This window comes from Pseudomonas sp. SJZ080 (genome assembly GCF_007828295.1).
GTDB lineage: Bacteria > Pseudomonadota > Gammaproteobacteria > Pseudomonadales > Pseudomonadaceae > Aquipseudomonas > Aquipseudomonas migulae_A.
Genome location: NZ_VIUK01000013.1, coordinates 116,406 through 141,395, shown reverse-complemented (window position 1 = coordinate 141,395; position 24,990 = coordinate 116,406). Strand labels below are relative to the sequence as shown.

24 protein-coding genes are annotated in these 24,990 nt (G+C 58.8%); 15 read left to right on the top strand and 9 right to left on the bottom strand.

Annotated elements, in window-relative coordinates:
- Positions 1 to 172: 172 nt before the first annotated feature.
- A complete protein-coding gene (gene gdhA, locus FBY04_RS18360) occupies positions 173 to 1,510 on the top strand; it encodes an NADP-specific glutamate dehydrogenase (protein ID WP_145316050.1) in 1,338 nt (445 codons plus the stop codon).
- On the opposite strand, the gene FBY04_RS18355 is transcribed toward gdhA, so the two are convergent.
- The 4 genes from FBY04_RS18355 to FBY04_RS18340 form a co-directional block, all read right to left on the bottom strand.
- The gene (locus FBY04_RS18355; RefSeq protein ID WP_145316048.1) at positions 1,507 to 2,001 is read right to left on the bottom strand and encodes a GreA/GreB family elongation factor; all 495 of its coding nucleotides are present in this window, start codon (positions 1,999 to 2,001) and stop codon (positions 1,507 to 1,509) included. The two genes, gdhA and FBY04_RS18355, sit on opposite strands and share 4 nt — an antisense overlap.
- Before the next feature lie 70 nt (positions 2,002 to 2,071).
- Positions 2,072 to 2,428 carry a hypothetical protein gene (locus tag FBY04_RS18350; protein WP_145316045.1) on the bottom strand — a complete coding sequence of 119 codons (357 nt, stop codon included), beginning with the start codon at positions 2,426 to 2,428 and terminating at the stop codon, positions 2,072 to 2,074.
- A 195-nt stretch (positions 2,429 to 2,623) separates the two neighbouring features.
- Positions 2,624 to 4,477 (bottom strand): DUF4105 domain-containing protein, encoded by a 1,854-nt coding sequence (locus FBY04_RS18345; protein ID WP_145316043.1) that lies wholly within the window; start codon positions 4,475 to 4,477, stop codon positions 2,624 to 2,626.
- Between the two features lie 216 nt (positions 4,478 to 4,693).
- Positions 4,694 to 5,182: a DUF3015 domain-containing protein gene (locus tag FBY04_RS18340; RefSeq protein ID WP_008154254.1), complete on the bottom strand. Its 489-nt coding sequence runs from the start codon at positions 5,180 to 5,182 to the stop codon at positions 4,694 to 4,696.
- A gap of 276 nt (positions 5,183 to 5,458) precedes the next feature.
- Between FBY04_RS18340 and FBY04_RS18335 the strand changes: the two genes are divergently transcribed.
- Positions 5,459 to 7,897, top strand: a complete 2,439-nt coding sequence (locus FBY04_RS18335; RefSeq protein WP_084319511.1) for a Lon protease family protein — start codon at positions 5,459 to 5,461, stop codon at positions 7,895 to 7,897.
- A gap of 333 nt (positions 7,898 to 8,230) precedes the next feature.
- The gene (locus FBY04_RS18330; protein ID WP_017340866.1) at positions 8,231 to 8,572 is read left to right on the top strand and encodes a hypothetical protein; all 342 of its coding nucleotides are present in this window, start codon (positions 8,231 to 8,233) and stop codon (positions 8,570 to 8,572) included.
- Between the two features lie 5 nt (positions 8,573 to 8,577).
- Here the strand turns inward: FBY04_RS18330 and FBY04_RS18325 are convergent, their stop codons facing one another.
- Positions 8,578 to 10,407 carry a hypothetical protein gene (locus tag FBY04_RS18325; RefSeq protein WP_145316041.1) on the bottom strand — a complete coding sequence of 610 codons (1,830 nt, stop codon included), beginning with the start codon at positions 10,405 to 10,407 and terminating at the stop codon, positions 8,578 to 8,580.
- A gap of 171 nt (positions 10,408 to 10,578) precedes the next feature.
- On the opposite strand from FBY04_RS18325, the gene FBY04_RS18320 reads away from it, so the two are divergent.
- The 3 genes from FBY04_RS18320 to FBY04_RS18310 all read left to right on the top strand — a co-directional run bounded on the left by FBY04_RS18320 (position 10,579) and on the right by FBY04_RS18310 (position 12,256).
- Complete coding sequence (locus FBY04_RS18320) at positions 10,579 to 11,067, top strand: TIGR00645 family protein (RefSeq protein ID WP_034148219.1); 489 nt, start codon at positions 10,579 to 10,581, stop codon at positions 11,065 to 11,067.
- Between the two features lie 141 nt (positions 11,068 to 11,208).
- Positions 11,209 to 11,517: a DUF6482 family protein gene (locus FBY04_RS18315; protein WP_084319507.1), complete on the top strand. Its 309-nt coding sequence runs from the start codon at positions 11,209 to 11,211 to the stop codon at positions 11,515 to 11,517.
- A gap of 121 nt (positions 11,518 to 11,638) precedes the next feature.
- Positions 11,639 to 12,256, top strand: a complete 618-nt coding sequence (locus tag FBY04_RS18310; protein WP_017340863.1) for an FKBP-type peptidyl-prolyl cis-trans isomerase — start codon at positions 11,639 to 11,641, stop codon at positions 12,254 to 12,256.
- 112 nt (positions 12,257 to 12,368) lie between these two features.
- Here the strand turns inward: FBY04_RS18310 and FBY04_RS18300 are convergent, their stop codons facing one another.
- The 3 genes from FBY04_RS18300 to FBY04_RS18290 form a co-directional block, all read right to left on the bottom strand.
- Positions 12,369 to 12,626 carry a hypothetical protein gene (locus FBY04_RS18300; protein WP_084319505.1) on the bottom strand — a complete coding sequence of 86 codons (258 nt, stop codon included), beginning with the start codon at positions 12,624 to 12,626 and terminating at the stop codon, positions 12,369 to 12,371.
- 206 nt (positions 12,627 to 12,832) lie between these two features.
- A complete protein-coding gene (locus FBY04_RS18295; RefSeq protein ID WP_010467527.1) occupies positions 12,833 to 13,174 on the bottom strand; it encodes a zinc ribbon domain-containing protein YjdM in 342 nt (113 codons plus the stop codon).
- Between the two features lie 170 nt (positions 13,175 to 13,344).
- On the bottom strand, positions 13,345 to 14,313 hold the full coding sequence (locus FBY04_RS18290) for a polyprenyl synthetase family protein (protein ID WP_015096895.1): 969 nt from the start codon (positions 14,311 to 14,313) through the stop codon (positions 13,345 to 13,347).
- A 240-nt stretch (positions 14,314 to 14,553) separates the two neighbouring features.
- On the opposite strand from FBY04_RS18290, the gene rplU reads away from it, so the two are divergent.
- The 5 genes from rplU to FBY04_RS18265 all read left to right on the top strand — a co-directional run bounded on the left by rplU (position 14,554) and on the right by FBY04_RS18265 (position 18,315).
- The gene (gene rplU / locus FBY04_RS18285; RefSeq protein WP_007950961.1) at positions 14,554 to 14,868 is read left to right on the top strand and encodes a 50S ribosomal protein L21; all 315 of its coding nucleotides are present in this window, start codon (positions 14,554 to 14,556) and stop codon (positions 14,866 to 14,868) included.
- A 35-nt stretch (positions 14,869 to 14,903) separates the two neighbouring features.
- Positions 14,904 to 15,179: a 50S ribosomal protein L27 gene (rpmA, locus tag FBY04_RS18280; protein ID WP_017340859.1), complete on the top strand. Its 276-nt coding sequence runs from the start codon at positions 14,904 to 14,906 to the stop codon at positions 15,177 to 15,179.
- Positions 15,180 to 15,372: 193 nt separating this feature from the next.
- Entirely contained in the window at positions 15,373 to 16,596 is a 1,224-nt protein-coding gene (gene cgtA / locus FBY04_RS18275; protein ID WP_145316039.1) for an Obg family GTPase CgtA, read from the top strand.
- A gap of 123 nt (positions 16,597 to 16,719) precedes the next feature.
- Positions 16,720 to 17,838, top strand: a complete 1,119-nt coding sequence (gene proB / locus FBY04_RS18270; RefSeq protein WP_017340857.1) for a glutamate 5-kinase — start codon at positions 16,720 to 16,722, stop codon at positions 17,836 to 17,838.
- Between the two features lie 12 nt (positions 17,839 to 17,850).
- Entirely contained in the window at positions 17,851 to 18,315 is a 465-nt protein-coding gene (locus tag FBY04_RS18265) for a CreA family protein (RefSeq protein WP_007938427.1), read from the top strand.
- A 184-nt stretch (positions 18,316 to 18,499) separates the two neighbouring features.
- Here the strand turns inward: FBY04_RS18265 and rpsT are convergent, their stop codons facing one another.
- Complete coding sequence (gene rpsT / locus FBY04_RS18260; protein ID WP_008154937.1) at positions 18,500 to 18,778, bottom strand: 30S ribosomal protein S20; 279 nt, start codon at positions 18,776 to 18,778, stop codon at positions 18,500 to 18,502.
- A gap of 252 nt (positions 18,779 to 19,030) precedes the next feature.
- Between rpsT and murJ the strand changes: the two genes are divergently transcribed.
- The 4 genes from murJ (at position 19,031) to lspA (ending at position 24,986) form a co-directional block, all read left to right on the top strand.
- Positions 19,031 to 20,569 carry a murein biosynthesis integral membrane protein MurJ gene (gene murJ / locus FBY04_RS18250; protein WP_145316036.1) on the top strand — a complete coding sequence of 513 codons (1,539 nt, stop codon included), beginning with the start codon at positions 19,031 to 19,033 and terminating at the stop codon, positions 20,567 to 20,569.
- A 129-nt stretch (positions 20,570 to 20,698) separates the two neighbouring features.
- On the top strand, positions 20,699 to 21,649 hold the full coding sequence (gene ribF, locus FBY04_RS18245) for a bifunctional riboflavin kinase/FAD synthetase (protein WP_084319501.1): 951 nt from the start codon (positions 20,699 to 20,701) through the stop codon (positions 21,647 to 21,649).
- On the top strand, positions 21,650 to 24,481 hold the full coding sequence (ileS, locus tag FBY04_RS18240) for an isoleucine--tRNA ligase (protein ID WP_084319499.1): 2,832 nt from the start codon (positions 21,650 to 21,652) through the stop codon (positions 24,479 to 24,481).
- Entirely contained in the window at positions 24,474 to 24,986 is a 513-nt protein-coding gene (gene lspA, locus FBY04_RS18235) for a signal peptidase II (RefSeq protein WP_084319497.1), read from the top strand. Before ileS ends, lspA begins: the two co-directional genes overlap by 8 nt.
- Positions 24,987 to 24,990: the final 4 nt, after the last annotated feature.

Genomic DNA, 24,990 nt, shown 5'->3' with positions numbered 1-24,990 from the left:
AAATCGCGACTCCCTGTTTGGGTGCAAATATCGTCCAGATCCGCATTAATTTATATCCAGCGCACCATTTATTTTCATAAGTGCGACATTTTGCGCTGTCGTGGTGCGCGGTCAGTTTGCTAAAGTCCGGCCCAATCTCTTCCAACGACAATAAATTTGCCGAGACTTATCCATGATCGAATCCGTTGAATCCTTCCTTGCCCGTCTGAAAAAACGCGACCCGGACCAACCCGAATTTCATCAGGCCGTCGAAGAAGTCCTGCGCAGCCTTTGGCCGTTTCTTGAAGCCAATCCGCACTATCTGACCTCCGGAATCCTGGAGCGGATTTGCGAACCGGAGCGGGCAATCGTTTTCAGGGTTTCGTGGGTCGACGATCAAGGCAAAGTGCAGGTCAATCGCGGATTCCGCATCCAGATGAACAGCGCTATCGGTCCGTACAAGGGCGGGCTGCGTTTCCATCCTTCGGTGAACCTTGGGGTGTTGAAGTTTCTTGCCTTTGAACAGACCTTCAAAAACTCGCTGACGTCGTTGCCGATGGGCGGTGGCAAGGGTGGGTCGGACTTCGATCCAAAAGGCAAAAGCGATGCTGAAGTCATGCGGTTCTGCCAGGCCTTCATGAGCGAGCTGTATCGTCATATCGGAGCGGACGTCGACGTTCCGGCCGGTGATATCGGCGTCGGGGCTCGCGAGATCGGTTTTCTGTTTGGCCAATACAAGCGCCTGAGCAACCAGTTCACCAGCGTGTTGACCGGCAAGGGCCCGAGCTATGGCGGCAGCCTGGTTCGCCCGGAAGCCACCGGTTTTGGTTGCGTGTACTTCGCTGAAGAAATGCTCAAGCGCAGCGGTGCAACCGTCGAAGGCAAGCGCGTGGCCATCTCTGGTTCCGGCAACGTTGCGCAATACGCGGCGCGCAAGGTCATGGACCTGGGCGGCAAAGTGATTTCGTTGTCCGACTCCGAGGGCACGCTGTACTGCGAAAGCGGTTTGACCGAAGAGCAGTGGCGGGCAGTACTGGAACTCAAAAACGTCCAGCGCGGGCGTATCAGTGAACTGGCCGGCCGTTTTGACCTGGAGTTCAAGGCCGGCCAGCACCCGTGGGCGCTGAGTTGCGACATCGCTCTGCCCTGCGCTACACAAAACGAACTGGATGCCGAAGCGGCTCGCACGTTGTTGCGCAACGGCTGCATCTGTGTGGCGGAAGGGGCAAACATGCCGACTACCCTCGAAGCGGTGGACCTGTTTATCGAGGCGGGGATTCTGTTTGCGCCGGGCAAGGCTTCCAATGCCGGCGGTGTCGCGGTGAGCGGGCTGGAAATGTCACAGAACGCCATGCGCTTGTTGTGGACCGGTGGAGAAGTGGACAGCAAGCTTCACGCGATCATGCAATCGATCCACCACGCTTGCGTGCATTACGGCGAAGAGAATGGCCGGATCAACTACGTCAAAGGCGCGAACATCGCCGGCTTCGTCAAGGTTGCCGACGCGATGCTCGCCCAGGGCGTGGTTTAAGCCGGTTCGATACGGATGATCTCGATCATCTGATCGCCGGCCGGGCGTTGCCACAGCACCTCGTCGCCGAGTTGCGCCCCGAGCAACGCCCGGCCCAATGGTGAGCCCCAGTTGATCAGGCCCGCAGAGGCGTCGGCCTGATCTTCGCCGACCAGTTGCACGGTCTGCTCGGTGTTGTGTTCGTCGGCGAAGGTCACATGGCTGCCGATCTGCACTTTTTGCGTTGAGTTCGCGGCGGTCACGACCTGGGCGCTTTGCAGGCGCTGGTTGAAATACCGCAAATCTCGTTCGAGGTCCGCCAGGCGTTGCTTGTCGGCGTGCTCACCTTTGGCCGATTGCTCACTGTGCAATTGTTGCAATTGGGCGACCTTCTCCTGCAACTGGGCCAACCCCGTGGGCGTGACGTAATTGGGCTGCGCGCTGACCTGCCGTTCGACTGGCTGATCGGCTTGTGCGGCGGCGTTATCTTCATTGACGAAGGCGCGACTCATGGTTTTCTCCCGTTATAGGGTTTGGGCCATGGTCATGGTCTTTTAGTTTCGATGGATGTCTGAAAGCGACTCATTGCGAGCGAAACGCACGGGCGGCGTCCTGGTCTTTCTGTTGCTGCCAGGCTCTTTCACGCTCGTCCCAATGGTGGCTGCGATAGTCCTCGCGATCCTCGCTTTCGCGCATGGCCTGGCACTGGCGAAAACCATCGCTCCAGCCTTCGGCGTATTGCTTGTCTTTGAGATAACGCGGCACGTTCTTGCGAAACTCACCGGTGATCGCCCCGGCCGCTTGCCGGCCACTGCTGCAGCCGTCGTCGAAACCATCGGCGAAGGCCGGTGGATAGCCCTTGGCAATCAGGTCTTCGTGGGTCGTCTGGCAGCCCGCGATCAACATCAATACAGCCACTACACCCACGCAACGCCACATCTCGGACTCCCGGCCATTCGACGACCTATACGTGAAGTCTAGGAGTGGATTCGTGAGGCGTTCGTGAAAGGAGTGTGATGAATCTGTCAGGTAGCGAAATCCCTTTGTAGGAGCCGGCTTGCTGGCGATGGCGTCACTGCGGTCATTCAGGTTACACCGCAGTGATGCCATCGCCAGCAAGCCGGCTCCTACAGGTCAATAGTGATACCACTTCATCTCAAGCATCACTTCGTTCTCGGGCGAGGCGAGGTGGCTGAATTCGCGCTGGGCGCTCAGGCGCAGGCCCAGGTTGCGCGACAACTCCCACTGTTGGTTCAGACTCACACTACGACGTACTTCGCCATTGGTGAAGAAATCGCCTTTGGCTTCAAGGCTGAAATTGCCCAGCGGGTTCTTCCACAACAGACCGCTATTGAAACCCGCCGCCGGTGCAATGAAACCCGCGAAGTCGTTGTGGTGCTCAACGCGCACCGTGCCCAAGGCAAAACCAAGCATGTCCTCGCTCAACTGCCAGGTGCCGCCGCCACCGCCGTTGACGTGGCTGACCAGCGTTTCATCGTCATGTTTGCCCGGCACGCGCTCAAGGCCGCCGGTGACTTGCCACGACAACGGCTGCAACAGCTCGTTGCGCGGCGTCAGGGAGCGAATGGTCGCCAGGTCCAGTTGCTGCAACTGCCATTGATTGCCTTCGTACTGGCGCAGTTTCATCTGCAGGATTTCAATCTGCGCGCCGAGGGGAAAACTTTCGGAGTTGTCGTTGAGGTCGTGATAGGCCATGCGCAGGCCATATTCACCAAACGCCTTGTCGCCCCGGGTGCCGATGCCCGCCTGCCAGGTGCGGGACTCATGGCCGTCCTCAGGCAAACCGGGTTGCGGAATGTCCAACTCGGGGGGCGGGTTCTGGTTGATCGCCCGCAGCAATTCGAAACTGCGTTGGGCCCGTTGCGGGTCGCGTTCCTGGCCGTTGGCGCGGTAGCGTTCGAGCCGGTAAGCCGCGTCGATGATCAGTGCCTGGCGCGCGCGGGGTTGCGCCTTGAACGCCGGTTCCTGCAATTGTTTCTGGTCGGCGCTGACTTTCAGTACCCACTGCTGTTCTTCATCGGTGAGCGGCTCGGCGCGGCTCAGCAGCTCACGCTCGCGGGACGGACGATATTGAATGGATTCCACCAGGCCTGCTTCTTTCACGGCTTTGACGGTGTCGGTTGGAATCGCGGTCAGCGGGAATTGTTCAGTGAGGCGCAGGCTCGGGCGCGCTACCTGCAAAAGCTCCAGCAGGCGATAGGAGCAGTTTTCGTCGAAGAAGAAATAGTCGAACTGGATCTGCTTGAGCTCCCAGACATGCTCGACCATGCGCTCGGTTTCTTGTGGCGTCAGGTTCAGCCGGTATTCCCACAGGTCACGGTTCTCGAGACTGCGATATTCCGAGAGTTTTTCCTGGTACGGCACCAGCGCGAACAGGCCCGGATAGCCGCCCATCAAGCCCTTCCAGGCGTAGAGGATGCTGTTGTCCGAGCCTTCGATGTAGGCGCCGAAGTTGATCGCATAGCTGAGCAGCGCCGTCTTGTCGCTCTGCACACCTGCCTGATCGATGCGCAGCAGGGTATGGCCGAACATCGATGACGGGCTGTTCAGATACGCCGCCGGGAAAATCATCACCGCGCTGTGGGGCGAGACATCCTTGAACCATTGCTTGAACTCGGTGCAGTCCAGGGGCGGCAGGTCGGTCAGGTTGAGTTGTGCTTTCAGCCAGCGAGTACGCGCCGGGTAGACACATTGCGCGTGTTGCTCGCCGGCACTGGCTGGGGCATAGAGCGCCTGCACGGTCGCGGCCAGTTCCCGGTCGGGATGTTCATTGCCGTCGGGCGCCAGAAAGAACTTCCTGTCGCTGACATAGCTGCGCCAGCCGCCCAGCTTGGCGGTTTCGTAATGACCGAGGGAAAGCCAGAAGGGATCATTGGCCAGTTGCTGCAAACGTTGATTGTCGATGTGTGGCGCGGCGGACAGCGGGGCGCAGACACAGAGCGCCAGCCAGGCAAGGCGTTTGAGCATAGTGGGCAACTTAAGTCGAAAAAAATAAAGACCCGGTACGGAAGATCCGTCCTTGCAGGAGCCGGCTTGCTGGCGATGGCATCACCGCGGTGTATGTGAACGACCGCGTCGATACCATCGCCAGCAAGCCGGCTCCTACAGTTGGAGGATATGGCCGAAAAGGGACAGGTCCAAAAAAACAAAACCCGCTCCCCTAAAGGAACGGGCGGGTCGAGCTTAAGCTTGAGTGGCGTACTTGGCCAGACGCGGATCGCTCTTCAGAACGGCCAGGGTGTTGGTATGCACGTCGTCAGCGGTCACGTCAGCCTTGCTGAAGATCTGCTGGAAGTGCTCATGAGTGACGGCGGCGAAGTGCGCACGGTCTTCCGGCGCCACGCCCAGTACCACGGCGTAAGTGGTCAGCGCTTCGCCCTGACCCTTGGCCATGTCTTCGGACAGCTCGTTCATCATGCCATTCATGGCAATCCAGGATTTGCCGCCATAGGTCAGCGACGCATTAGTCGAGCAACCGTTGGTACCGGAGGTCATACCGAAGGTTGCGTTACCGGAAGTGCCGTTGGTGGTGGATGCCAGGAAGTGAGCCGGGGTGCCACGCTGACCTTCGAACAGCATGTTGCCCCAACCGCAATCCGGGCCACCTGGTGCTTGGGCCATGGCGTTGATGGATACAGCGGTGAAGAGAGTACCGAGAAGAATCCGTTTCATAGCTTTGTTCTCTTTATGTGCATACCAATGGACAAGGGTTCTGGCCCGATCTGGCGCCAGTGGGCCGGTTATTGTTCCAGCCGCGCAGTTTGGAGTTTAGGCACGTTCCAAGGGTTCCGTCACATTTTGCGAAATATTCGTTGAAAACGTTGATTTAGACCCGGTCCGCCCGGGGATAGCCGTTTAGCTATGCTTTGGCTAAAGGCGCGCCTTGCCAGTGGGGTATGGGCAGCGCCAGAATGCCGCTATCTGCCCCGCCTGATGTAAGGAAGCCCGATGCCTGATCCTGTTGCTGCCAGCTTGCGTCTAGCGCCCGAAGCGCTGACTCGTCCGTTTTCCGCTGAACAGTTCAGCTTCTCTACCACCAATGATCTGGAGCCCTTCCGCGGTGTGCTTGGCCAGGAACGTGCGGTCGAAGCCTTGCAGTTCGGTGTGGCCATGCCACGCCCCGGTTACAACGTATTCGTCATGGGCGAGCCTGGCACTGGCCGGTTTTCGTTCGTCAAACGCTACCTGAAGGCCGAAGGCAAACGCTTGCAGACCCCGGCCGACTGGGTCTACGTCAACAATTTCGATGAGCCCCGCGAGCCCCGCGCCCTGGAATTGCCCTCGGGCACTGCCGGCGCGTTCATCGGTGATATCAACGGGTTGATCGACAACCTGTTGGCGACTTTTCCCGCGGTGTTCGAACACCCGTCCTACCAGCAGAAGAAAAGCGCCATCGACCGCGCTTTCAACCAGCGCTATGACAAGGCGCTGGACATCATCGAGCGCCTGGCGCTGGAGAAAGACGTCGCGCTTTACCGCGATGCCAGCAACATCGCGTTTACCCCGATGAGTGAAGGCAAGGCACTGGATGAAGCGGAATTCGCCCAGTTGCCGGAAGCCGATCGCGAGCGTTTTCACGATGATATTTCCGGACTGGAAGAGCGCCTGAACGAAGAGCTCGCCAGCCTGCCGCAATGGAAGCGTGAGTCGAGCAATCAACTGCGCCACCTCAACGAAGAAACCATCACCCTGGCCTTGCAGCCGTTATTGTCGCCGCTGTCGGAGAAATACGCCGAGAACGCGGCGGTGTGCGGTTACCTGCAGGCGATGCAGGTTTATCTGCTGAAAACCGTGGTCGAGCAACTGGTGGACGACAGCAAAGCCGACGCTGTTGCCCGCAAGATGCTGGAAGAGCAATACGCGCCGAGCCTGATGGTCGGTCATTCGGCCAGCGGCGGTGCGCCGGTGGTGTTCGAACCGCACCCGACTTACGAAAACCTGTTTGGCCGCATCGAATACAGCACCGATCAGGGCGCGCTCTACACGACGTATCGTCAACTGCGACCGGGCGCGCTGCACCGTGCCAACGGCGGTTTCCTGATCCTCGAAGCGGAAAAAATGCTCAGCGAACCGTTCGTGTGGGATGCGCTCAAGCGCGCCCTGCAATCGCGCAAGCTGAAAATGGAATCGCCGCTGGGTGATCTGGGTCGCCTGGCCACCGTGACCCTGACACCGCAACACATTCCGTTGCAGGTCAAAGTCGTCATCATTGGTGCCCGACAACTGTATTACACGCTGCAAGACCTCGATCCGGACTTCCAGGAGATGTTCCGCGTCCTGGTGGATTTCGACGAAGACATCCCGATGGTCGACGAGAGCCTGGAACAGTTCGCCCAGCTACTTAAAACCCGCACCTCCGAAGAAGGCATGGCGCCGCTGACCGCCGATGCGGTGGCGCGCCTGGCGACGTACAGCGCGCGTCTGGCTGAGCATCAGGGACGTTTGTCCGCGCGCATTGGCGACTTGTTCCAACTGGTCAGCGAAGCGGACTTCATTCGTCACCTGGCGGGCGACGAAATGACCGACGCCGGGCACATCGAGCGTGCGCTCAAGGCCAAGGCCACTCGCACCGGGCGCGTTTCGGCGCGGATTCTCGATGACATGCTGGCCGGGATCATCCTCATCGACACCGATGGCGCAGCGGTCGGCAAGTGCAACGGGCTGACGGTGCTGGAAGTCGGTGACTCGGCGTTCGGTGTACCGGCGCGGATTTCCGCCACGGTCTATCCGGGCGGCAGCGGCATTGTCGACATCGAGCGTGAAGTTAACCTCGGCCAGCCGATTCACTCCAAAGGCGTGATGATCCTTACCGGGTATCTGGGCAGCCGTTACGCCCAGGAATTCCCGTTGGCGATTTCCGCGAGTATCGCGCTGGAGCAATCCTACGGTTACGTTGATGGCGACAGTGCGTCGCTGGGAGAGGCGTGCACGTTGATTTCGGCCTTGTCGAAAACGCCGCTCAAGCAGTGCTTTGCGATCACCGGTTCGATCAACCAGTTCGGTGAAGTGCAGGCGGTTGGCGGGGTCAACGAAAAAATCGAAGGCTTCTTCCGCCTCTGCGAGGCTCGCGGGCTGACCGGTGAACAGGGGGCGATCATTCCTCAGGCCAACGTCGCCACACTGATGTTGGACGAGAAGGTGCTGGCGGCGGTGCGCACGGGGCAATTCCATGTCTACGCGGTGCGTCAGGCCGATGAAGCGCTGAGCCTGTTGGTTGGCGAGCCTGCCGGTGCGCCGGATGAAAATGGCGAGTTCCCTGAAGGCAGCGTGAATGCGCGGGTGGTGGAGCGTCTGCGGGTGATTGCGGAAATGATCAGCGAAGAAGACCTGAAAGAAGCCGAGAAAGAAGCTGCGCAGGAAGCCTTGGTCGAAGCCAAACCGGCCTGATACAACTCCCGGGGCCACCCCGATCCACTGTGGGAGCGGCGGTGCGACGTTTCGACTTGCTCGCGAATCGATTTTTCATTCAACACATCTGTTGACTGATCTACCGCTTTCGCGAGCAAGCCCGCTCCCACATTTGTATTGGATGAATCCTGAAAAAGTGCCATCACTCTGACGTCAACATTCACACAATGACCATTCGGCGCCTTCTGGTCTCAGTTGACGTGCTGGTCAGACTTTTCTTCTATTCTCAGCTCAAGGATATCGACAGTAATCACTGGATCGAGACAGCTCTCCCGTGGGGGCTGAATACCGGATCTACCGAGGGTCGCCGCCATGTCGCGCAACCTCTGCCTCACCCGTCAATGCCTGGGTCTTGTGACCCGTATCGAGTGCGCCATCAAGCCATTGGCTGGCGATACGGGCATGTGGACCTTGCTGTTTGCCGCCGGAATGGCCGGCGAGCAACCGTCAGCCATCAAGGCCCAGGGCCCGTTTCATGGCCCCTTCGTGGCTGAATCAATCCTCGACACCATAGTTGAAAGCCTGACCCTGCACGGCTACGAGCTGGCCGACGATCCACAAATCTGGTGCCTGCACCTGCAAGCCCAGCTGCGGGAAATCAACGGAGGCCGTTGCCGCAACCTGGGCGGCTTCGAGTTTCGTCCCGACCATTGAAAGGGCTACTGGTCAAGGCTGGACGTATCAGCCTTGTCGAGCTTGACCTCGAAACCATATTGCACGGTGGTGAGATCGGTTCGCTGATAAGTTTCCAGACGAGTGGGCTGGCCATAGAAGTAATGCACGCCGAATAACGCCGGGCCTTCTGCGCTTGCGTCGTGAATGACCGAAAGAATCTCCTTGAGGTAGTGACCGCTATCGTACCTGGCGAAAAAGCGCCAGTCCTGTGCGGGAAACAGCTTCAGATCAACCACCAGCGCATTGCCTTTCAATTCCAGGCCTTTAGGCAGTTGGTGGGCGTCGAGTGTCTGCTTGTCGATCGTCGCCAGGAACAGCGGCATGGAGCCCACCGCGTAGGCCGGCGTTTGCGCAAACAGGTTCAGATCGTAAGTGATGATGCCGCGCAGGGGATCGATCTGATACGCCTCCGGCGGAAGGTCGATCGGCTCATCGCGTTTTCCGTTGCTGTCCTCGGTAAAGAAGCTGACCGGGCTATCGCCGGGGTTGAAAGAAGTGCCCAGCAGTTCATCGTTGAAACTTCGGGTGTGATCGAACTCAATGCGCGCGGCGCTCGGGTCGTCCACCGATTGCCGAATGCTGACGCTCTTTTTCAGTTGTTCCTCGCTCAGCGTCGCACCTTTGAGCCAGCTCGGGGCCTGATCGTCGTAAACCACCACTGGCAAGGTCAGCGGCTGGATGGTTTTGTCGGTGGTGTGCTGGTCGAAGCGACGCACTGGCAAATCCAGGTCCTTGCGTGTGACCGTGGCCGCCGAGAAGTCGAGCAGGCTGACTTCAAGGGTCTCAATCTGTCCGTTGAAATACACCCTGGAGTAATGGTTCTTTTGTTGCTTCTCAAAGGCGCGCTGCTCTTCTTCGAGCTGTTTTTCGAACGTCTCGCTCCAGGCTTTTTGTTGCTGCATTTTTGTGAGCTGTTGTTGATAGAAGGCAATTTGCGCGGCGGTTTCGTTGATTGAACCGGAGCGCGAAAGAAATTGCCCGGTGGCGTCCTTCGCCTGGACGATCAGCGGCTTGAGTGGCGTTGCGCCCACCTCGGGCGCCAGCGGTGCGCTGTTGTTGAATTCGATCTCGGCGTAATTGTTTGTCAGTTTCAGCAAGGTGACGCTGAGGTTGTCGTTGGTGCGTGTCTGGCCAACGTCCTTTTTTGTCAGCTCGAAGCTATAAAGCCTGCGAGGTGCGATGACTTCCACTTTGCCTTGCAGGCTCACCGGCTGCGGCTGGTGCTTGTTGTCGACGTCCAGGCCATCGATGAACGGATAAGTCACTGTCAGGTCGTCGGGGTTGGTCAGATTGGAGCTCGACGGGCTTAGCTGAATACCGGGGTCGGTTTCCGACCATTCCGGCTGGAACGCGATCACGCGTTTGTTGCTCAGGGTCACCGACTGCCATTCCAGGCTATGGGGAAAGAGGAACGCGGCCGGAATGTCGAAGTTGAAGGGGAACACCGGTTGCAGGTCGGTCAGGTAATCGGAGCTGGAATCCTTGTGCAGCACAATCAGGCCATTGATGTACGTATCGACCAGCGCCTGGGGCGTGGGATAGTGCTTGAGCACCGCAAGGACGTCCTCACCGTACTCGGTGACCACGGGTTTGCTGTCGAGTTTGAGTTGTGCCCGTTCGAACAACAGCAGCGAGCCACCCAGCTCGGCCACGACATCCTTGAGTTTCGGGTCCTGAATGGCATCCAGGGCCTTCTCGAACTGCGCGGTTTTTTCCTCGAGGCTGACCTGGCGTTTGTCATCGCTGGGTGAGCAGCCGCTCATCAGCAGAGCCAGACAAATCCCGGCGCTCATTAAAGGCAATCGCACATCCATTTCCCGTCTTCCTGTCCGATGTCGCTGAGCTGTCAATGGTTTGGACACTAGCAGAAAAACCTTGTCACACACGTGCAGGTTGCGGATTTCCCGATGGTTTCTGGCTGCTTCTGGGTATGGACAGGCGGCTGGTATACTCGCGGCCATTTTCAACCCAATGTGTGAGATTCAATGGAACGCTTTATCGAAAATGCAATGTACGCCTCCCGCTGGCTGCTGGCGCCGATCTACTTTGGCCTGTCCCTCGGTCTGCTGGCATTGGCGCTGAAATTCTTCCAGGAAGTCTTCCACGTCATTCCCAACGTGTTCTCGATGGCTGAATCGGACCTGATCCTGGTGCTGCTGTCGCTGATCGACATGGCACTGGTGGGCGGTTTGCTGGTGATGGTGATGATTTCCGGCTACGAGAACTTCGTCTCCCAACTGGATATCGATGACAACAAGGAAAAGCTCAACTGGCTGGGCACCATGGATTCGTCTTCATTGAAGATGAAGGTCGCAGCGTCCATCGTGGCGATTTCGTCGATCCATCTGTTGCGCATCTTCATGGACGCCAAGAACGTCGATCCCGAGCATTTGAAGTGGTACGTAATCATTCACATGACTTTCGTGGTATCGGCCTTTGCCATGGGATATCTGGATAAACTCACCAAGCACTGACACGCACGGCCCTTGCAGGAACGAGCCTCGCTCCTGCAAGAAGTGTGAAACAGACGGGCGGCGTCGTTTATGGCTTGTACTTTGAGGTCCTGAGGCCTATCCCTTAAAGATGTTGTCTCGCCACTGTGTGAGGTGCGTTCCATGAACTTCGAAGAGCTACGTGCTTATGCCATCGCCGGGAAAGTCGATGAGCTGAACCTGATCTCCATGGAAGGCGGTATCTACCTGCTGGAAGCACGCATGCATGGTGCTGCGTATCCCTTGAATGATGCCAAGGGCCAAGGCATTCACCTGCGTTCGGTCGAGCATGCGCGTCAAGTGCTTCATGCCTTTCCCACCTTGCCGTTCAACCTCGTGCACACCTCGGTTCATGATGAAATGTGCGGGTTGGTTGCGAATGCAGAGGAAAGCCTGAAGGTGCCGATCAATACAGGTGCCTGGCGACACTGACAGCGCTCATCAGCGCATCGACATCTGTGCTAGTCTGCTGGCCCTTTTGGTTCCGGGCGCTCCGGGATGCGCTGTGCACGCACGGCAAGTTCCAGGGCCGTCCGCACAGCGGAGCAGTGTCATGTCCGAAGTAAATCTGTCCACCGACGAAACCCGCGTCAGCTACGGTATTGGCCGTCAGCTGGGCGACCAACTGCGCGACAACCCGCCGCCGGGCGTCAGCCTGGACGCGATCCTGGCTGGCCTGACCGACGCATTCGCCGGTAAGCCAAGCCGTGTGGGTCAGGAAGAAATGTCCGCGAGCTTCAAGGTTATCCGCGAAATCATGCAGGCTGAAGCGGCTGCCAAAGCTGAAGCGGCTGCTGGCGAAGGCCTGGCGTTCCTGGCTGAAAACGCCAAGCGCGATGGCATCACTACCCTGGCTTCCGGTCTGCAATTCGAAGTGCTGACTGCCGGCGAAGGCGCCAAGCCATCCCGTGAAGACACCGTGCGTACTCACTACCACGGCACCCTGATCGACGGCACTGTGTTCGACAGCTCCTACGATCGTGGTCAGCCAGCTGAATTCCCGGTTGGCGGCGTGATCGCCGGCTGGACCGAAGCGCTGCAACTGATGAACGCCGGCAGCAAATGGCGCCTGTACGTGCCGAGCGAACTGGCTTACGGCGCTCAAGGCGTTGGCAGCATTCCGCCGCACAGCGTACTGGTCTTCGACGTCGAGCTGCTTGACGTTCTGTAAGCCCGACTACCTTGTAGGAGCCGGCTTGCTGGCGATAGCATCACCGCGATGTTCCTGAAACACCGCGGCGCCTGGATCGCCAGCAAGCCGGCTCCTACATGGTTTGCGTTACTCATACTTCGATCTTATGGTTCAGATCGCTCGTCGGGCGCAACGCCCGGGCATAGCAGAACAGAAACAGATTGCGTACCAGTTCCTTGAGCACCACCGGCTCGCTGGAACTCAAGCCGTTCACGTCCAGATCACCCTGATCCTGCAGCTCGTTCAAGGCTTCTTCTTCAAGCACCGCGCAGACTTCCCCGGTTTCCCGATGCAGGATCCTGAGGTAAGGATGAGGGCGGTCCAGCCAGGCATCGATCAAATAAGTCATGAGTCTCATCTCCATTGATGGGTTTCAATGAGAATAATTCTTATTCATCAAATAGCAAGGGCCTATTGGCGGTTTGTGGTTTTTTCCGGGTAAAGATTGCGTAAGGTCAAAACGGCTGGCGTTTGGCTATTGCGAGGGATTGCTGGGCGAAGCGGAGGAGGGCGAAGCGCCATCCCACGCAGGGCGCGGGATGGATCACAGCAGGTTCAGACTTTTCTGACGAATTCGGATTTGAGCTTCATTGGGCCGATGCCGTCGATCTTGCAGTCGATGTCGTGGTCGCCATCGCACAGGCGGATGTTCTTGACCTTGGTGCCAACCTTGACCACCAGCGACGTGCCTTTGACCTTGAGGTCCTTGATCACTGTGATGGTGTCGCCGTCCTGCAGGACGTTGCCTACCGAATCTTTTTTCACGGTGTCATCGGAAGCTGCTTCAGCTTCGCCGCTGGCGGACCATTCGTGGGCGCACTCGGGGCAGATCAGCTGTGCGCCGTCTTCGTAAGTGTATTCGGAATTGCATTTCGGGCAGGGTGGCAACGTGCTCACTAAGGCTCCTTGGATTCAGGATCGCTAAAAAGCGCACATTATATAGGGTTTTACGCGGGAGAGGGATGTACGACCTGTAGAAGCCGGTTTGCTGGCGATGTATACGCCTCGGTGTGTCAGGAGTTCCGAGGTGATGCAATCGCCAGCAAGCCGGCTCCTACAAGGGGCGATCAGTGCGTGCGGGCTACGGCGAATTCACTCAGCTCAACCAATGCATCGCGATACTCGCTGGCAGGCAGCGCTTCGAGGCATTTGATCGCGCGAGCCACATAGTCGCGGGCCAGTTGCGCGGTGTACTCAAGGGAGCCGGAAGCTTCAACGGCCTCGCGAATGCTTTCCAGGTCCTCGATGCCGCCTTTTTGAATCGCCTTGCGCACCAGTGCCGCCTGTTCCGGCGTACCTTCGCGCATGGTGTAGATCAGTGGCAGGGTCGGTTTGCCTTCAGCCAGGTCGTCGCCGACGTTCTTGCCCAGGGTCTCCGCGTCGCCCTTGTAGTCCAGCAGGTCGTCGACCAGTTGGAAGGCCACGCCCAGGTGATCACCAAAGGTGCGCAGGGCTTCGGCCTGTTCCGGCGTCGCCTCGCACAGCGCTGCGGCACTGTGGGTCGACGCCTCGAAGAGCATCGCAGTCTTGCCGCGGATGACTTCCATGTAGGTTTCTTCAGTGGTGCTTGCGTCGCGGACCTTCGACAGCTGCAACACTTCGCCCTCGGCGATGATGCGCGTGGCTTGCGAAAGGATCTTCATCACCGGCATGGAGCCCAGTTCGACCATCATTTCGAAGGAGCGCGAATACAGGAAGTCGCCCACCAGCACACTCGGGGCGTTGCCCCACATGGCATTGGCGGTCGAGCGGCCACGGCGCATGCCGGACATGTCGACCACGTCGTCGTGCAGCAAGGTGGCGGTGTGCAGGAACTCGATGGTCGCGGCCAGGAGACGCAGGTCGTCGCCCTCGCGGCCAAGAGCCTTGCCACACAGCAGCACCAATAAAGGACGCAGGCGTTTGCCACCAGCCGAGGTGATGTAGTCGCCGATTTTCGATACCAGCGGCACTCGGGAAGTCAGCTGCTTCTTGATGATGCCGTCGACGGCGCTAAAATCGTCCGCCACCGCGCGGTAGAAAGCTTGGGGTTGCATCAGCGACAGTTGCTCCAGAAGGGTTGCGCGGCATGCTAGGACCCACGTCGGCGGGTGTCAAGGCGCGATGGACGGCCTCTTGCATCGCTCCGGCAGCTTGCGTACAATCGCGCACCCTGAACTTCCTGGGCAGCACCTGCCTTACGCAATTGCAAACGGGCCTTCCAGCCTTATGCAGCCATGCCAGCCAATACCTCTTCTTATAAAGAGCTGGGTGAGCAGGATTATCGGAGAAATACCATGTCGTACGCAGTAATCGTTACTGGTGGCAAGCAGTACAAAGTCGCCCCAGGTGAATACCTGAAGATTGAAAAACTGGAAGTCGCTACCGGCGAATCCGTAACTTTTGATCGCGTTCTGTTGGTCGCCAATGGCGATGACGTGAATATCGGTGCTCCAGTTGTTGCTGGCGCTACCGTTGTGGCTGAAGTGATCTCCCAAGGTCGTCACGATAAAGTCCGCATCATCAAGTTCCGTCGTCGTAAGCACCACATGAAGCGTATGGGCCACCGCCAGTGGTACACCGAGATCAAAATCACCGGTATTCAGGCTTAATTTCAGCCTAATTCCTCACTAGGAGAATTGAACTCATGGCACACAAAAAAGCTGGTGGTAGTACCCGTAACGGTCGCGACTCAGAAGCCAAACGCCTTGGCGTGAAGATGTATGGCGGCCAGGTTATCATTCCGGGCAACATCATCGTGCGTCAGCGCGGCACCCAATTCCACGCCGGTTACGGTGTTGGCATGGGTAAAGATCACACTCTGTTCGCTAAAATCGACGGCGTGATCAAGTTTGAAGTAAAGGGCGCCTTCGGTCGTCGTTACGTAAGCATTGTTCCGAAGACTGAAGTCGTCGCGGCATAATTACGTGGTTGCTGGAAAAGCCCTGTCTTGCGACGGGGCTTTTTCGTTTGTGGGGTGAGTCTCTTGCAAAGCTGTTTGTAATGGGCTCCAGCGCTGGATTTGCGGTCGTTGATTGAGGTCGCTGCGCTCATTTTTGCAAGAGTCTTATGTCTAGATTTTTTCGGCTCGTCCGTATGGCGAGAGGCGTTTTGTTATGAAGTTTGTTGATGAAGTATCGATTCGAGTAAAGGCCGGTGACGGCGGCAACGGTTGCATGAGCTTCCGTCGCGAGAAATTCATCGAAAACGGCGGCCCGAACGGCGGTGACGGTGGTGATGGCGGCTCGGTCTACATGATCGCCGATGAAAACCTCAACACCCTGGTGGACTACCGTTACACCCGGCACTTCGATGCCGAGCGCGGTTCCAACGGCGGCAGCACCGACTGCACCGGCAAGAAAGGTGAAGAGCTGGTGCTGCGTGTTCCGGTCGGCACGACTGTCATCGATGCTGCCACCCAGGAAGTGATCGGCGACCTGACCAAGGCTGGCCAGAAACTGCTGGTGGCGCATGGCGGCTGGCACGGTCTGGGCAACACCCGTTTCAAGTCCAGTACCAACCGCGCTCCGCGTCAGACCACTCCGGGTAAACCGGGTGAGGCGCGTGATCTGAAGCTGGAAATGAAGGTGTTGGCGGACGTCGGCCTGCTGGGCTTGCCGAATGCGGGCAAAAGTACCTTCATTCGTTCGGTGTCGGCTGCCAAGCCGAAAGTCGCCGACTACCCGTTCACCACGCTGGTGCCGAACCTGGGCGTGGTCAGCGTCGATCGCTGGAAGAGCTTCGTGGTCGCGGACATTCCGGGTCTGATCGAAGGCGCTTCCGATGGCGCAGGCCTGGGGATTCGCTTCCTCAAGCACTTGTCGCGTACCCGTTTGCTGCTGCACCTCGTGGACATGGCGCCGCTCGACGACACCAGTGCCCCGGACGCTGCTGAAGTGATCGTCAGCGAACTGACCAAGTTCAGCCCGTCTTTGGCTGAGCGTGATCGCTGGCTGGTACTGAACAAGTGCGACCAGATCCTTGAAGAAGAGCACGATGCTCGCGTCAAGGAAATCGTTGATCGCCTGGGGTGGACCGGCCCGGTTTACGTGATCTCCGCCATCTCCAAGCTGGGCACCGAGCGTCTGTGTCACGACATCATGCGTTACATGGAAGATCGTGCCGATCGCCTGGCGAACGACCCTGCTTACAAGGAAGAGCTGGCTGAACTCGATCAGCGCATCGAAGACGAAGCCCGTGCTCAACTGCAGGCTCTGGACGACCAGCGTGCCCTGCGTCGCAGTGGCGTGAAGTCGGTCCATGACATCGGCGACGATGATTGGGACGAAGAAGACGTGGATGATGAGGACGGTCCGGAAATCATTTACGTGCGCGACTGATCTGTTGCGATAAACTTGAACGCCGCTCCCTGGAGCGGCGTTTTAGTATCTGGAAATCGGTAGTCACGAATAACGTTATGGGCAGCGCTGGGTCGCGCTGTCCTCAAGCTAAGGTTGAAGATGATGCGGAGCAAGGTGACAGGTGCGCAGCGTTGGGTCGTGAAAATCGGCAGCGCGTTGCTGACGGCGGACGGCAAGGGCCTGGATCGCGCGGCAATGGGTGTCTGGGTCGAACAGATGGTGGCCTTGCATGAAGCGGGCGTCGAGCTGGTGCTGGTGTCCTCCGGGGCAGTAGCGGCGGGCATGAGTCGTCTGGGCTGGACCGTACGGCCCAGTGCGATGCACGAACTGCAGGCGGCTGCCGCTATCGGTCAGATGGGGCTGGTTCAAGCCTGGGAATCGAGCTTTGCCGAGCATGGCCGACACACCGCGCAGATTCTCCTGACGCACGACGACCTGTCCGACCGCAAGCGCTACCTGAACGCCCGCAGCACCTTGCGTGCCTTGGTCGAGTTGAAAGTCATCCCGGTAATCAACGAAAACGACACCGTGGTCACCGACGAAATTCGTTTTGGCGACAACGATACGCTGGCGGCGCTGGTGGCCAACCTGGTCGAAGCTGATTTGCTGGTGATCCTCACCGATCGCGACGGCATGTTCGACGCCGATCCTCGCAACAATCCCGATGCCAAGCTGATTTACGAAGCACGCGCTGATGATCCGGCGCTGGACGCGGTGGCGGGCGGTACCGGTGGTGCGTTGGGTCGTGGCGGCATGCAGACCAAGTTGCGTGCGGCGCGCCTGGCGGCGCGTTCCGGTGCGCATACCATCATCGTCGGTGGGCGCCTTGAGCGTGTGCTGGATCGCTTGAAGGCGGGCGAGCGTATTGGCACTTTGCTGTCGCCGGAGCGCGGTATGCTCGCGGCGCGCAAACAATGGCTGGCCGGCCATTTGCAAACCCGTGGCACGCTGGTGCTGGATGCGGGGGCGGTGACGGCGTTGTCCCAAGGCAACAAAAGCCTGCTGCCGGTCGGCGTCAAGCTGGTCCAGGGCAGTTTTCGTCGCGGCGAAATGGTGGTGTGCGTGGCGCCGGACGGTCGTGAGATTGCCCGTGGCCTGGCCAACTACAGCGCGCTGGAAGCGCAGAAAATCATCGGTCAGTCGTCTGAGGCGATTGTCGGTCTGTTGGGTTACATGGCGGAACCGGAACTGGTTCACCGCGATAACCTGATCCTGGTCTGAAGGAATACCTGAATGCGTGTTGCAAAAGGATTGTTGGGTCTGCTGTTGGCAATGCCGCTGCTGGCCTCGGCCGAGGAGATTGGTCAGGTGTCGACGGTGTTCAAGTTCGTCGGCCCGAATGACCGCATCGTGGTCGAAGCATTTGATGATCCGAAGGTCGAGGGCGTGACCTGCTACCTGTCCCGGGCCAAGACTGGCGGCGTGAAGGGTGGTCTGGGTTTGGCTGAGGATCGCGCTGAGGCGTCTATCGCTTGTCGTCAGGTGGGGCCGATCAACTTCAAAGGCGAGTTGAAGGATGGCGAGGAAGTGTTCAAGGAGCGTACATCGCTGGTGTTCAAGACCATGCAGGTGGTGCGATTCCTCGACAAAAAGCGCAATACGCTGGTGTATCTGGTTTACAGCGATCGCTTGATCGAAGGCAGCCCGCAGAATGCGGTGACGGCGATTCCGATTCTGCCGTGGACGCACGCTCAATAAGCTAGCGAAGATCCAAATTGTGGGAGTGGGCTTGCTCGCGAATGCGGTGTGTCAGGCGATATTGATGCCGGCTGATACAGCGCATTCGCGAGCAAGCCTGCTCCCATATTTTTTGCGGTGCGTTTACTAAATGACAGGCAATAAAAAACCGACCCTGGGGTCGGTTTTTCAACAAGCTTATCGCTTATGCGGCAACAGCAAGGTTCAGAGCCTTGACGTGACCGTTCAGGCGGCTCTTATGGCGAGCAGCCTTGTTCTTGTGGATGATGCCTTTATCGGCCATACGGTCGATAACTGGCACGGCCAGAACGTAAGCAGCTTGAGCTTTTTCAGCGTCTTTTGCGTCGATGGCCTTAACTACATTCTTGATGTAGGTACGAACCATGGAACGCAGGCTGGCGTTGTGGCTGCGACGCTTCTCAGCCTGTTTTGCACGTTTTTTGGCGGAAGGTGTGTTGGCCACCGTCGAGCTCCTCGAAAGACTTTTTAGGAAATAGCAAACAAAATAGGCCGCGAATCATGCCGATGAGTTGATGTCTTGTCAAGGGCGGTTGAGACGTTCCGCTAAGTGGTAGGTATAAAGAGGCGGGATATTTATTTCCGGCGCTTGACCTGTAAACTCGCGAGCTTTGGCTCTGTGCTGCTGCGGCGCGGAGTATCGCATAAGTGGGCGCGTTGTTCGCCTGCTGTTTATCGACAGGCACAAACTCTTTCAATGAATCTGCTCAAATCGTTGGCCGCCGTCAGCTCTATCACGATGCTTTCCCGGATTCTGGGGTTCGTCCGTGACACCCTCATTGCACGCACATTTGGCGCGGGAATGGCGACCGACGCCTTCTTCATCGCCTTCAAGCTCCCCAATCTCCTGCGCCGGATCTTCGCCGAAGGGGCCTTTTCCCAGGCGTTCGTGCCGATTCTTGCCGAATATAAAAGCCAGAAGGGCGAGGAGGCGACACGCACTTTTGTTGCCTACGTCTCCGGCCTGCTGACGCTGGTACTGGCGCTGGTCACCGCACTGGGCATGCTCGCAGCGCCATGGGTGATCTGGGCGACCGCGCCAGGTTTTACCGACACGCCGGAAAAGTTCGAGCTGACGTCCAACCTGTTGCGGGTGACCTTTCCTTATATATTGCTGATCTCCCTGTCTTCACTGGCCGGGGCGATCCTCAACACCTATAACCGCTTCTCGGTGCCGGCCTTCGTGCCGACCTTGCTCAACGTCAGCATGATCGTCTTTTCGGTGTTCCTGACGCCGTATTTCGATCCGCCAGTGATGGCCCTGGGTTGGGCAGTGCTGGCCGGTGGGCTGGCGCAATTGCTTTATCAGCTGCCGCACCTGAAAAAAATCGGCATGCTCGTGCTGCCGCGCCTGAACCTGCGCGACAGCGGCGTCTGGCGGGTCATGAAACAAATGCTGCCGGCGATTCTCGGCGTTTCGGTGAGTCAGATTTCGCTGATCATCAACACCATTTTTGCGTCGTTCCTGGTCGCCGGCTCCGTGTCGTGGATGTATTACGCCGACCGCTTGATGGAATTGCCGTCCGGTGTGCTGGGCGTGGCGTTGGGCACGATTCTGCTGCCGACCCTGGCCAAGACCTACGCCAGCAAGGACCGCGCCGAGTATTCGCGGATTCTCGATTGGGGCCTGCGGCTGTGCTTCATGCTGGTGCTGCCATGCTCGCTGGCGCTGGGGATTCTGGCTGAGCCGTTGACGGTTTCGTTATTCCAGTACGGTCAGTTCAACGCCTTCGACGCGGTCATGACCCAACGGGCGTTGATTGCCTATTCGGTCGGTTTGCTCGGGATTATCGTGATCAAAGTGCTGGCGCCAGGCTTTTATGCGCAACAAAACATCCGCACGCCGGTAAAAATCGCGATTTTCACGTTGGTCGTCACGCAGTTGTTCAACCTGGTGTTGATCGGTCCGCTGGCCCACGCCGGGCTGGCACTGGCGATCAGCGCCGGTGCCTGCATCAACGCCGGCCTGCTGTTCTATCAGCTGCGCAAGCAGCAGATGTACCAGCCACAACCGGGCTGGGGTAAGTTCGGTGCGAAGTTGGTGATCGCGGTGTTGGTGATGTCAGCGGTGTTGCTGGCCGGGATGCACTTTATGCCGGCCTGGGATCAGGGGCACATGCTCGAGCGATTCCTGCGTCTGGGCGCGCTGGTGGTTGCTGGCGTGGTCTCTTATTTCGGCATGTTGCTGCTGATGGGCTTCCGTTTGCGCGACTTCAATCGCAAGGCGCTGAGTTGAGGCTATTGCCTCGATAAACACGGGCGAGCCGGCGGTTTTGTCGGTTCGATCACTTTGGGTTACGGTGTTGCCTGTCGTCGGCCGCCGGGTGTGGTTATAATCGACCACTTTATGAGCAAGAAGCGCGTTATGCAGCTGGTTCGAGGCCTCCACAACCTGCGCCCCCAGCATCGGGGCTGTGTCGCCACTATTGGCAACTTTGACGGTGTTCACCGTGGCCACCAGGCTATCCTGGCGAGGCTGCGTGAGCGAGCGCTCGAGTTGAGCGTGCCCAGCTGCGTGGTGATTTTCGAGCCGCAGCCGCGGGAATTTTTCGCCCCGGACACGGCGCCGGCCCGTCTGGCGCGTCTGCGAGACAAGTTGCAGCTGCTGGCTGACGAAGGTGTCGACCGGGTTCTGTGCCTGGCCTTCAATCAACGCCTGAGCAAGCTCAGCGCCAGCGAGTTCGTCGATACCATTCTGGTGGACGGCCTTGGCGTGCAGCACCTGGAGGTCGGCGACGACTTCCGCTTCGGCTGTGACCGGGTAGGGGATTTCGATTTCCTGCAACAGGCCGGCGTCATGCAAGGCTTCACCGTCGAAGCGGCGCAAACCGTTGAACTGGACGGTATACGCGTCAGCAGCACCCAGGTGCGAAATGCCCTGGCCGCTGCAGACTTTGCCTTGGCCGAACGCCTGCTCGGTCGTCCGTTCCAGATTACCGGGCGTGTGTTGCACGGCCAGAAGCTGGCGCGCCAACTGGGTACGCCAACCGCCAACATTCAACTCAAGCGCCGTCGCGTGCCGTTGTCCGGGGTTTTCCTGGTCGACATCGACATCGACGGCAAGACCTGGCCAGGCGTCGCCAACATCGGCGTGCGGCCAACGGTCCAAGGGGATGGCAAGGCCCACCTCGAAGTACATCTTTTAGATTTTGCCGGCGATCTGTATGACCGGCGTTTGACGGTGGTTTTCCACCACAAGCTGCGTGAAGAGCAGCGTTTCGCCTCTCTGGAGGCGCTTAAGACGGCGATCAATGCGGATGTCGCCGCCGCCCGTGCCCTGTCGCACCTAGCGCCAATCGCTAATGAAGAGCCATAAATGACCGACTATAAAGCCACGCTAAACCTTCCGGACACCGCCTTCCCAATGAAGGCCGGCCTGCCTCAGCGCGAACCGCAGATTCTGCAGCGCTGGGACAGCATTGGCCTGTACGGTAAGTTGCGCGAAATTGGCAAGGATCGTCCGAAGTTCGTACTTCACGACGGTCCTCCGTACGCCAACGGCACGATTCACATCGGTCATGCGCTGAACAAGATCCTCAAGGACATGATCATCCGCTCGAAGACCCTGTCGGGTTTCGATGCGCCTTATGTTCCGGGCTGGGACTGCCACGGTCTGCCGATCGAGCACAAAGTCGAAGTGACCCACGGCAAGAACCTGGGCGCGGACAAGACCCGCGAACTGTGCCGTGCCTACGCCACCGAGCAGATCGAAGGCCAGAAGTCCGAATTCATCCGTCTGGGCGTGTTGGGCGACTTCGCCAACCCGTACAAGACCATGGATTTCAAGAACGAGGCCGGTGAAATCCGCGCACTCGCCGAAATCGTCAAGGGCGGTTTCGTGTTCAAGGGCCTCAAGCCTGTGAACTGGTGCTTCGACTGCGGTTCGGCCCTGGCTGAAGCGGAAGTCGAGTACGAGAACAAGAAGTCCTCGACCATCGACGTGGCGTTCCCGATTGCCGATGAAGCCAAACTGGCTGCCGCTTTCGGTCTGTCGTCGCTGGGCAAACCGGCTTCGATCGTGATCTGGACCACCACCCCGTGGACCATCCCGGCCAACCAGGCGTTGAACGTTCACCCGGAATTCAACTACGCCCTGGTCGATGTCGGCGACAAACTGCTGGTCCTGGCTGAAGAGCTGGTCGAATCCTGCCTGGCCCGTTACAGCCTGGAAGGCTCGGTCATCGCGACCACCACCGGTAAAGAGCTGGAGCTGATCAACTTCCGTCACCCGTTCTACGATCGCCTGTCGCCGGTTTACCTGGCCGACTACGTTGAACTGGGCGCCGGCACCGGCGTGGTTCACTCCTCGCCGGCCTACGGCGTAGACGACTTCGTGACCTGCAAGAAATACGGCATGGTCAACGATGACATCCTCAACCCGGTACAGAGCAACGGTGTTTACGTACCGTCGCTGGAGTTCTTTGGCGGCCAGTTCATCTGGAAAGCCAACCCGGCCATCGTCGATAAACTGACCGAAGTCGGTGCGTTGCTGCACACCACCATCATCGAACACAGCTACATGCACTGCTGGCGTCACAAAACCCCATTGATCTATCGCGCCACCGCACAGTGGTTCATCGGCATGGACAAAGAGCCTGCGACCGGCGAAACCCTGCGCAAGCGCGCGCTCAAAGCCATCGAAGAGACTCAGTTCGTTCCAGCCTGGGGCCAGGCGCGCCTGCACTCGATGATCGCCAACCGTCCGGACTGGTGCATCTCCCGTCAGCGCAATTGGGGCGTGCCGATCCCGTTCTTCCTGAACAAGGAAAGCGGCGAGCTGCACCCGCGTACCGCCGAGCTGATGGAGGAAGTCGCCAAGCGCGTCGAAGTCGAAGGCATCGAAGCCTGGTTCAAGATGGACGCTGCCGAGTTGCTCGGTGACGAAGCGCCGCAGTACGACAAGATCAGCGACACCCTGGACGTCTGGTTTGATTCGGGTACCACGCATTGGCACGTTCTGCGCGGTTCGCACCCGATGGGCCACGAGACCGGCCCGCGCGCCGACCTGTACCTGGAAGGGTCGGACCAACACCGCGGCTGGTTCCACTCATCGCTGCTGACCGGTTGCGCTATCGACAACCACGCGCCGTATCGCGAACTGCTGACCCACGGCTTCACCGTGGATGAGTCCGGCCGCAAGATGTCCAAATCGTTGGGCAACGTGATCGCGCCGCAAAAGGTCAACGACACCCTGGGCGCCGATATCATGCGTCTGTGGGTAGCTTCTACCGATTACTCGGGTGAAATGGCGGTTTCCGAGCAGATCCTGCAACGCAGTGCGGACGCTTACCGGCGGATCCGTAACACCGCGCGCTTCCTGCTCTCCAACCTGACCGGTTTCAACCCGGCCACCGACATCCTGCCGGCCGAAGAAATGCTGGCGCTGGACCGTTGGGCCGTTGACCGCACGCTGCTGCTGCAACGCGAGCTGCAAGAGCACTACGGCGAGTACCGCTTCTGGAACGTCTACTCCAAGATCCACAACTTCTGCGTGCAGGAGCTGGGCGGTTTCTACCTCGATATCATCAAGGACCGTCAGTACACCACTGGCGCCAACAGCAAGGCCCGCCGTTCGGCGCAAACCGCGCTGTATCACATCTCCGAAGCGCTGGTGCGCTGGATCGCGCCGATCCTTGCGTTCACCGCCGACGAACTGTGGGAATACCTGCCGGGCGAGCGTAACGAATCGGTGATGCTCAACACCTGGTACGAAGGCCTGACCGAACTGCCGGAAAACGTTGAACTGGGCCGCGCCTACTGGGAGCGGATCATGGCGGTGAAGGTCGCTGTGAACAAGGAAATGGAAATCCAGCGCGCGGCCAAGGCCGTCGGTGGCAACCTGCAAGCCGAAGTGACGCTGTTTGCCGAAGATGCGCTGAGCGCCGACCTGGCCAAACTGAGCAACGAACTGCGTTTCGTGCTGATCACCTCGACCGCCAGCGTTGCGCCTTTTGTTCAGGCACCAGCGGACGCAGTGGTCACCGAAGTCAGCGGCCTGAAGCTGAAAATCGTCAAGTCGGCCTTCGCCAAGTGCGCCCGTTGCTGGCACTGCCGTGAAGACGTCGGCGTGAACCCGGAGCATCCGGAAATCTGCGGTCGTTGCGTCGACAACATCAGCGGCGCTGGCGAGGTTCGTCACTATGCCTAATGCCGTTGGCCGTTTCGGACGGCTGAGCTGGCTCTGGTTGAGTTTGCTGGTCCTGGTCATCGACCAGGCCAGCAAGTTCTACTTTGAAGGCTCGTTGAAGATGTACCAGCAGATCGTGGTGATCCCCGATTACTTCAGCTGGACCCTGGCCTACAACACCGGCGCTGCGTTCAGCTTCCTGGCCGACAGCTCGGGCTGGCAGCGCTGGCTGTTTGCCTTGATCGCGGTGGTGGTCAGTGCGGTGCTGGTGGTATGGCTCAAACGTCTGGGGCGCAACGAAACCTGGCTGGCCATTGCGCTGGCCCTGGTACTCGGTGGCGCGCTGGGCAACCTGTATGACCGCATTGCCCTGGGCCATGTGATCGATTTCATTCTGGTGCATTGGCAGAACCGCTGGTATTTCCCGGCGTTCAACTTCGCCGACAGTGCAATTACTGTCGGTGCCGTGATGCTTGCGCTGGACATGTTCAAAAGTAAAAAGACCGGAGAAGCCGTTCATGACTGAACAG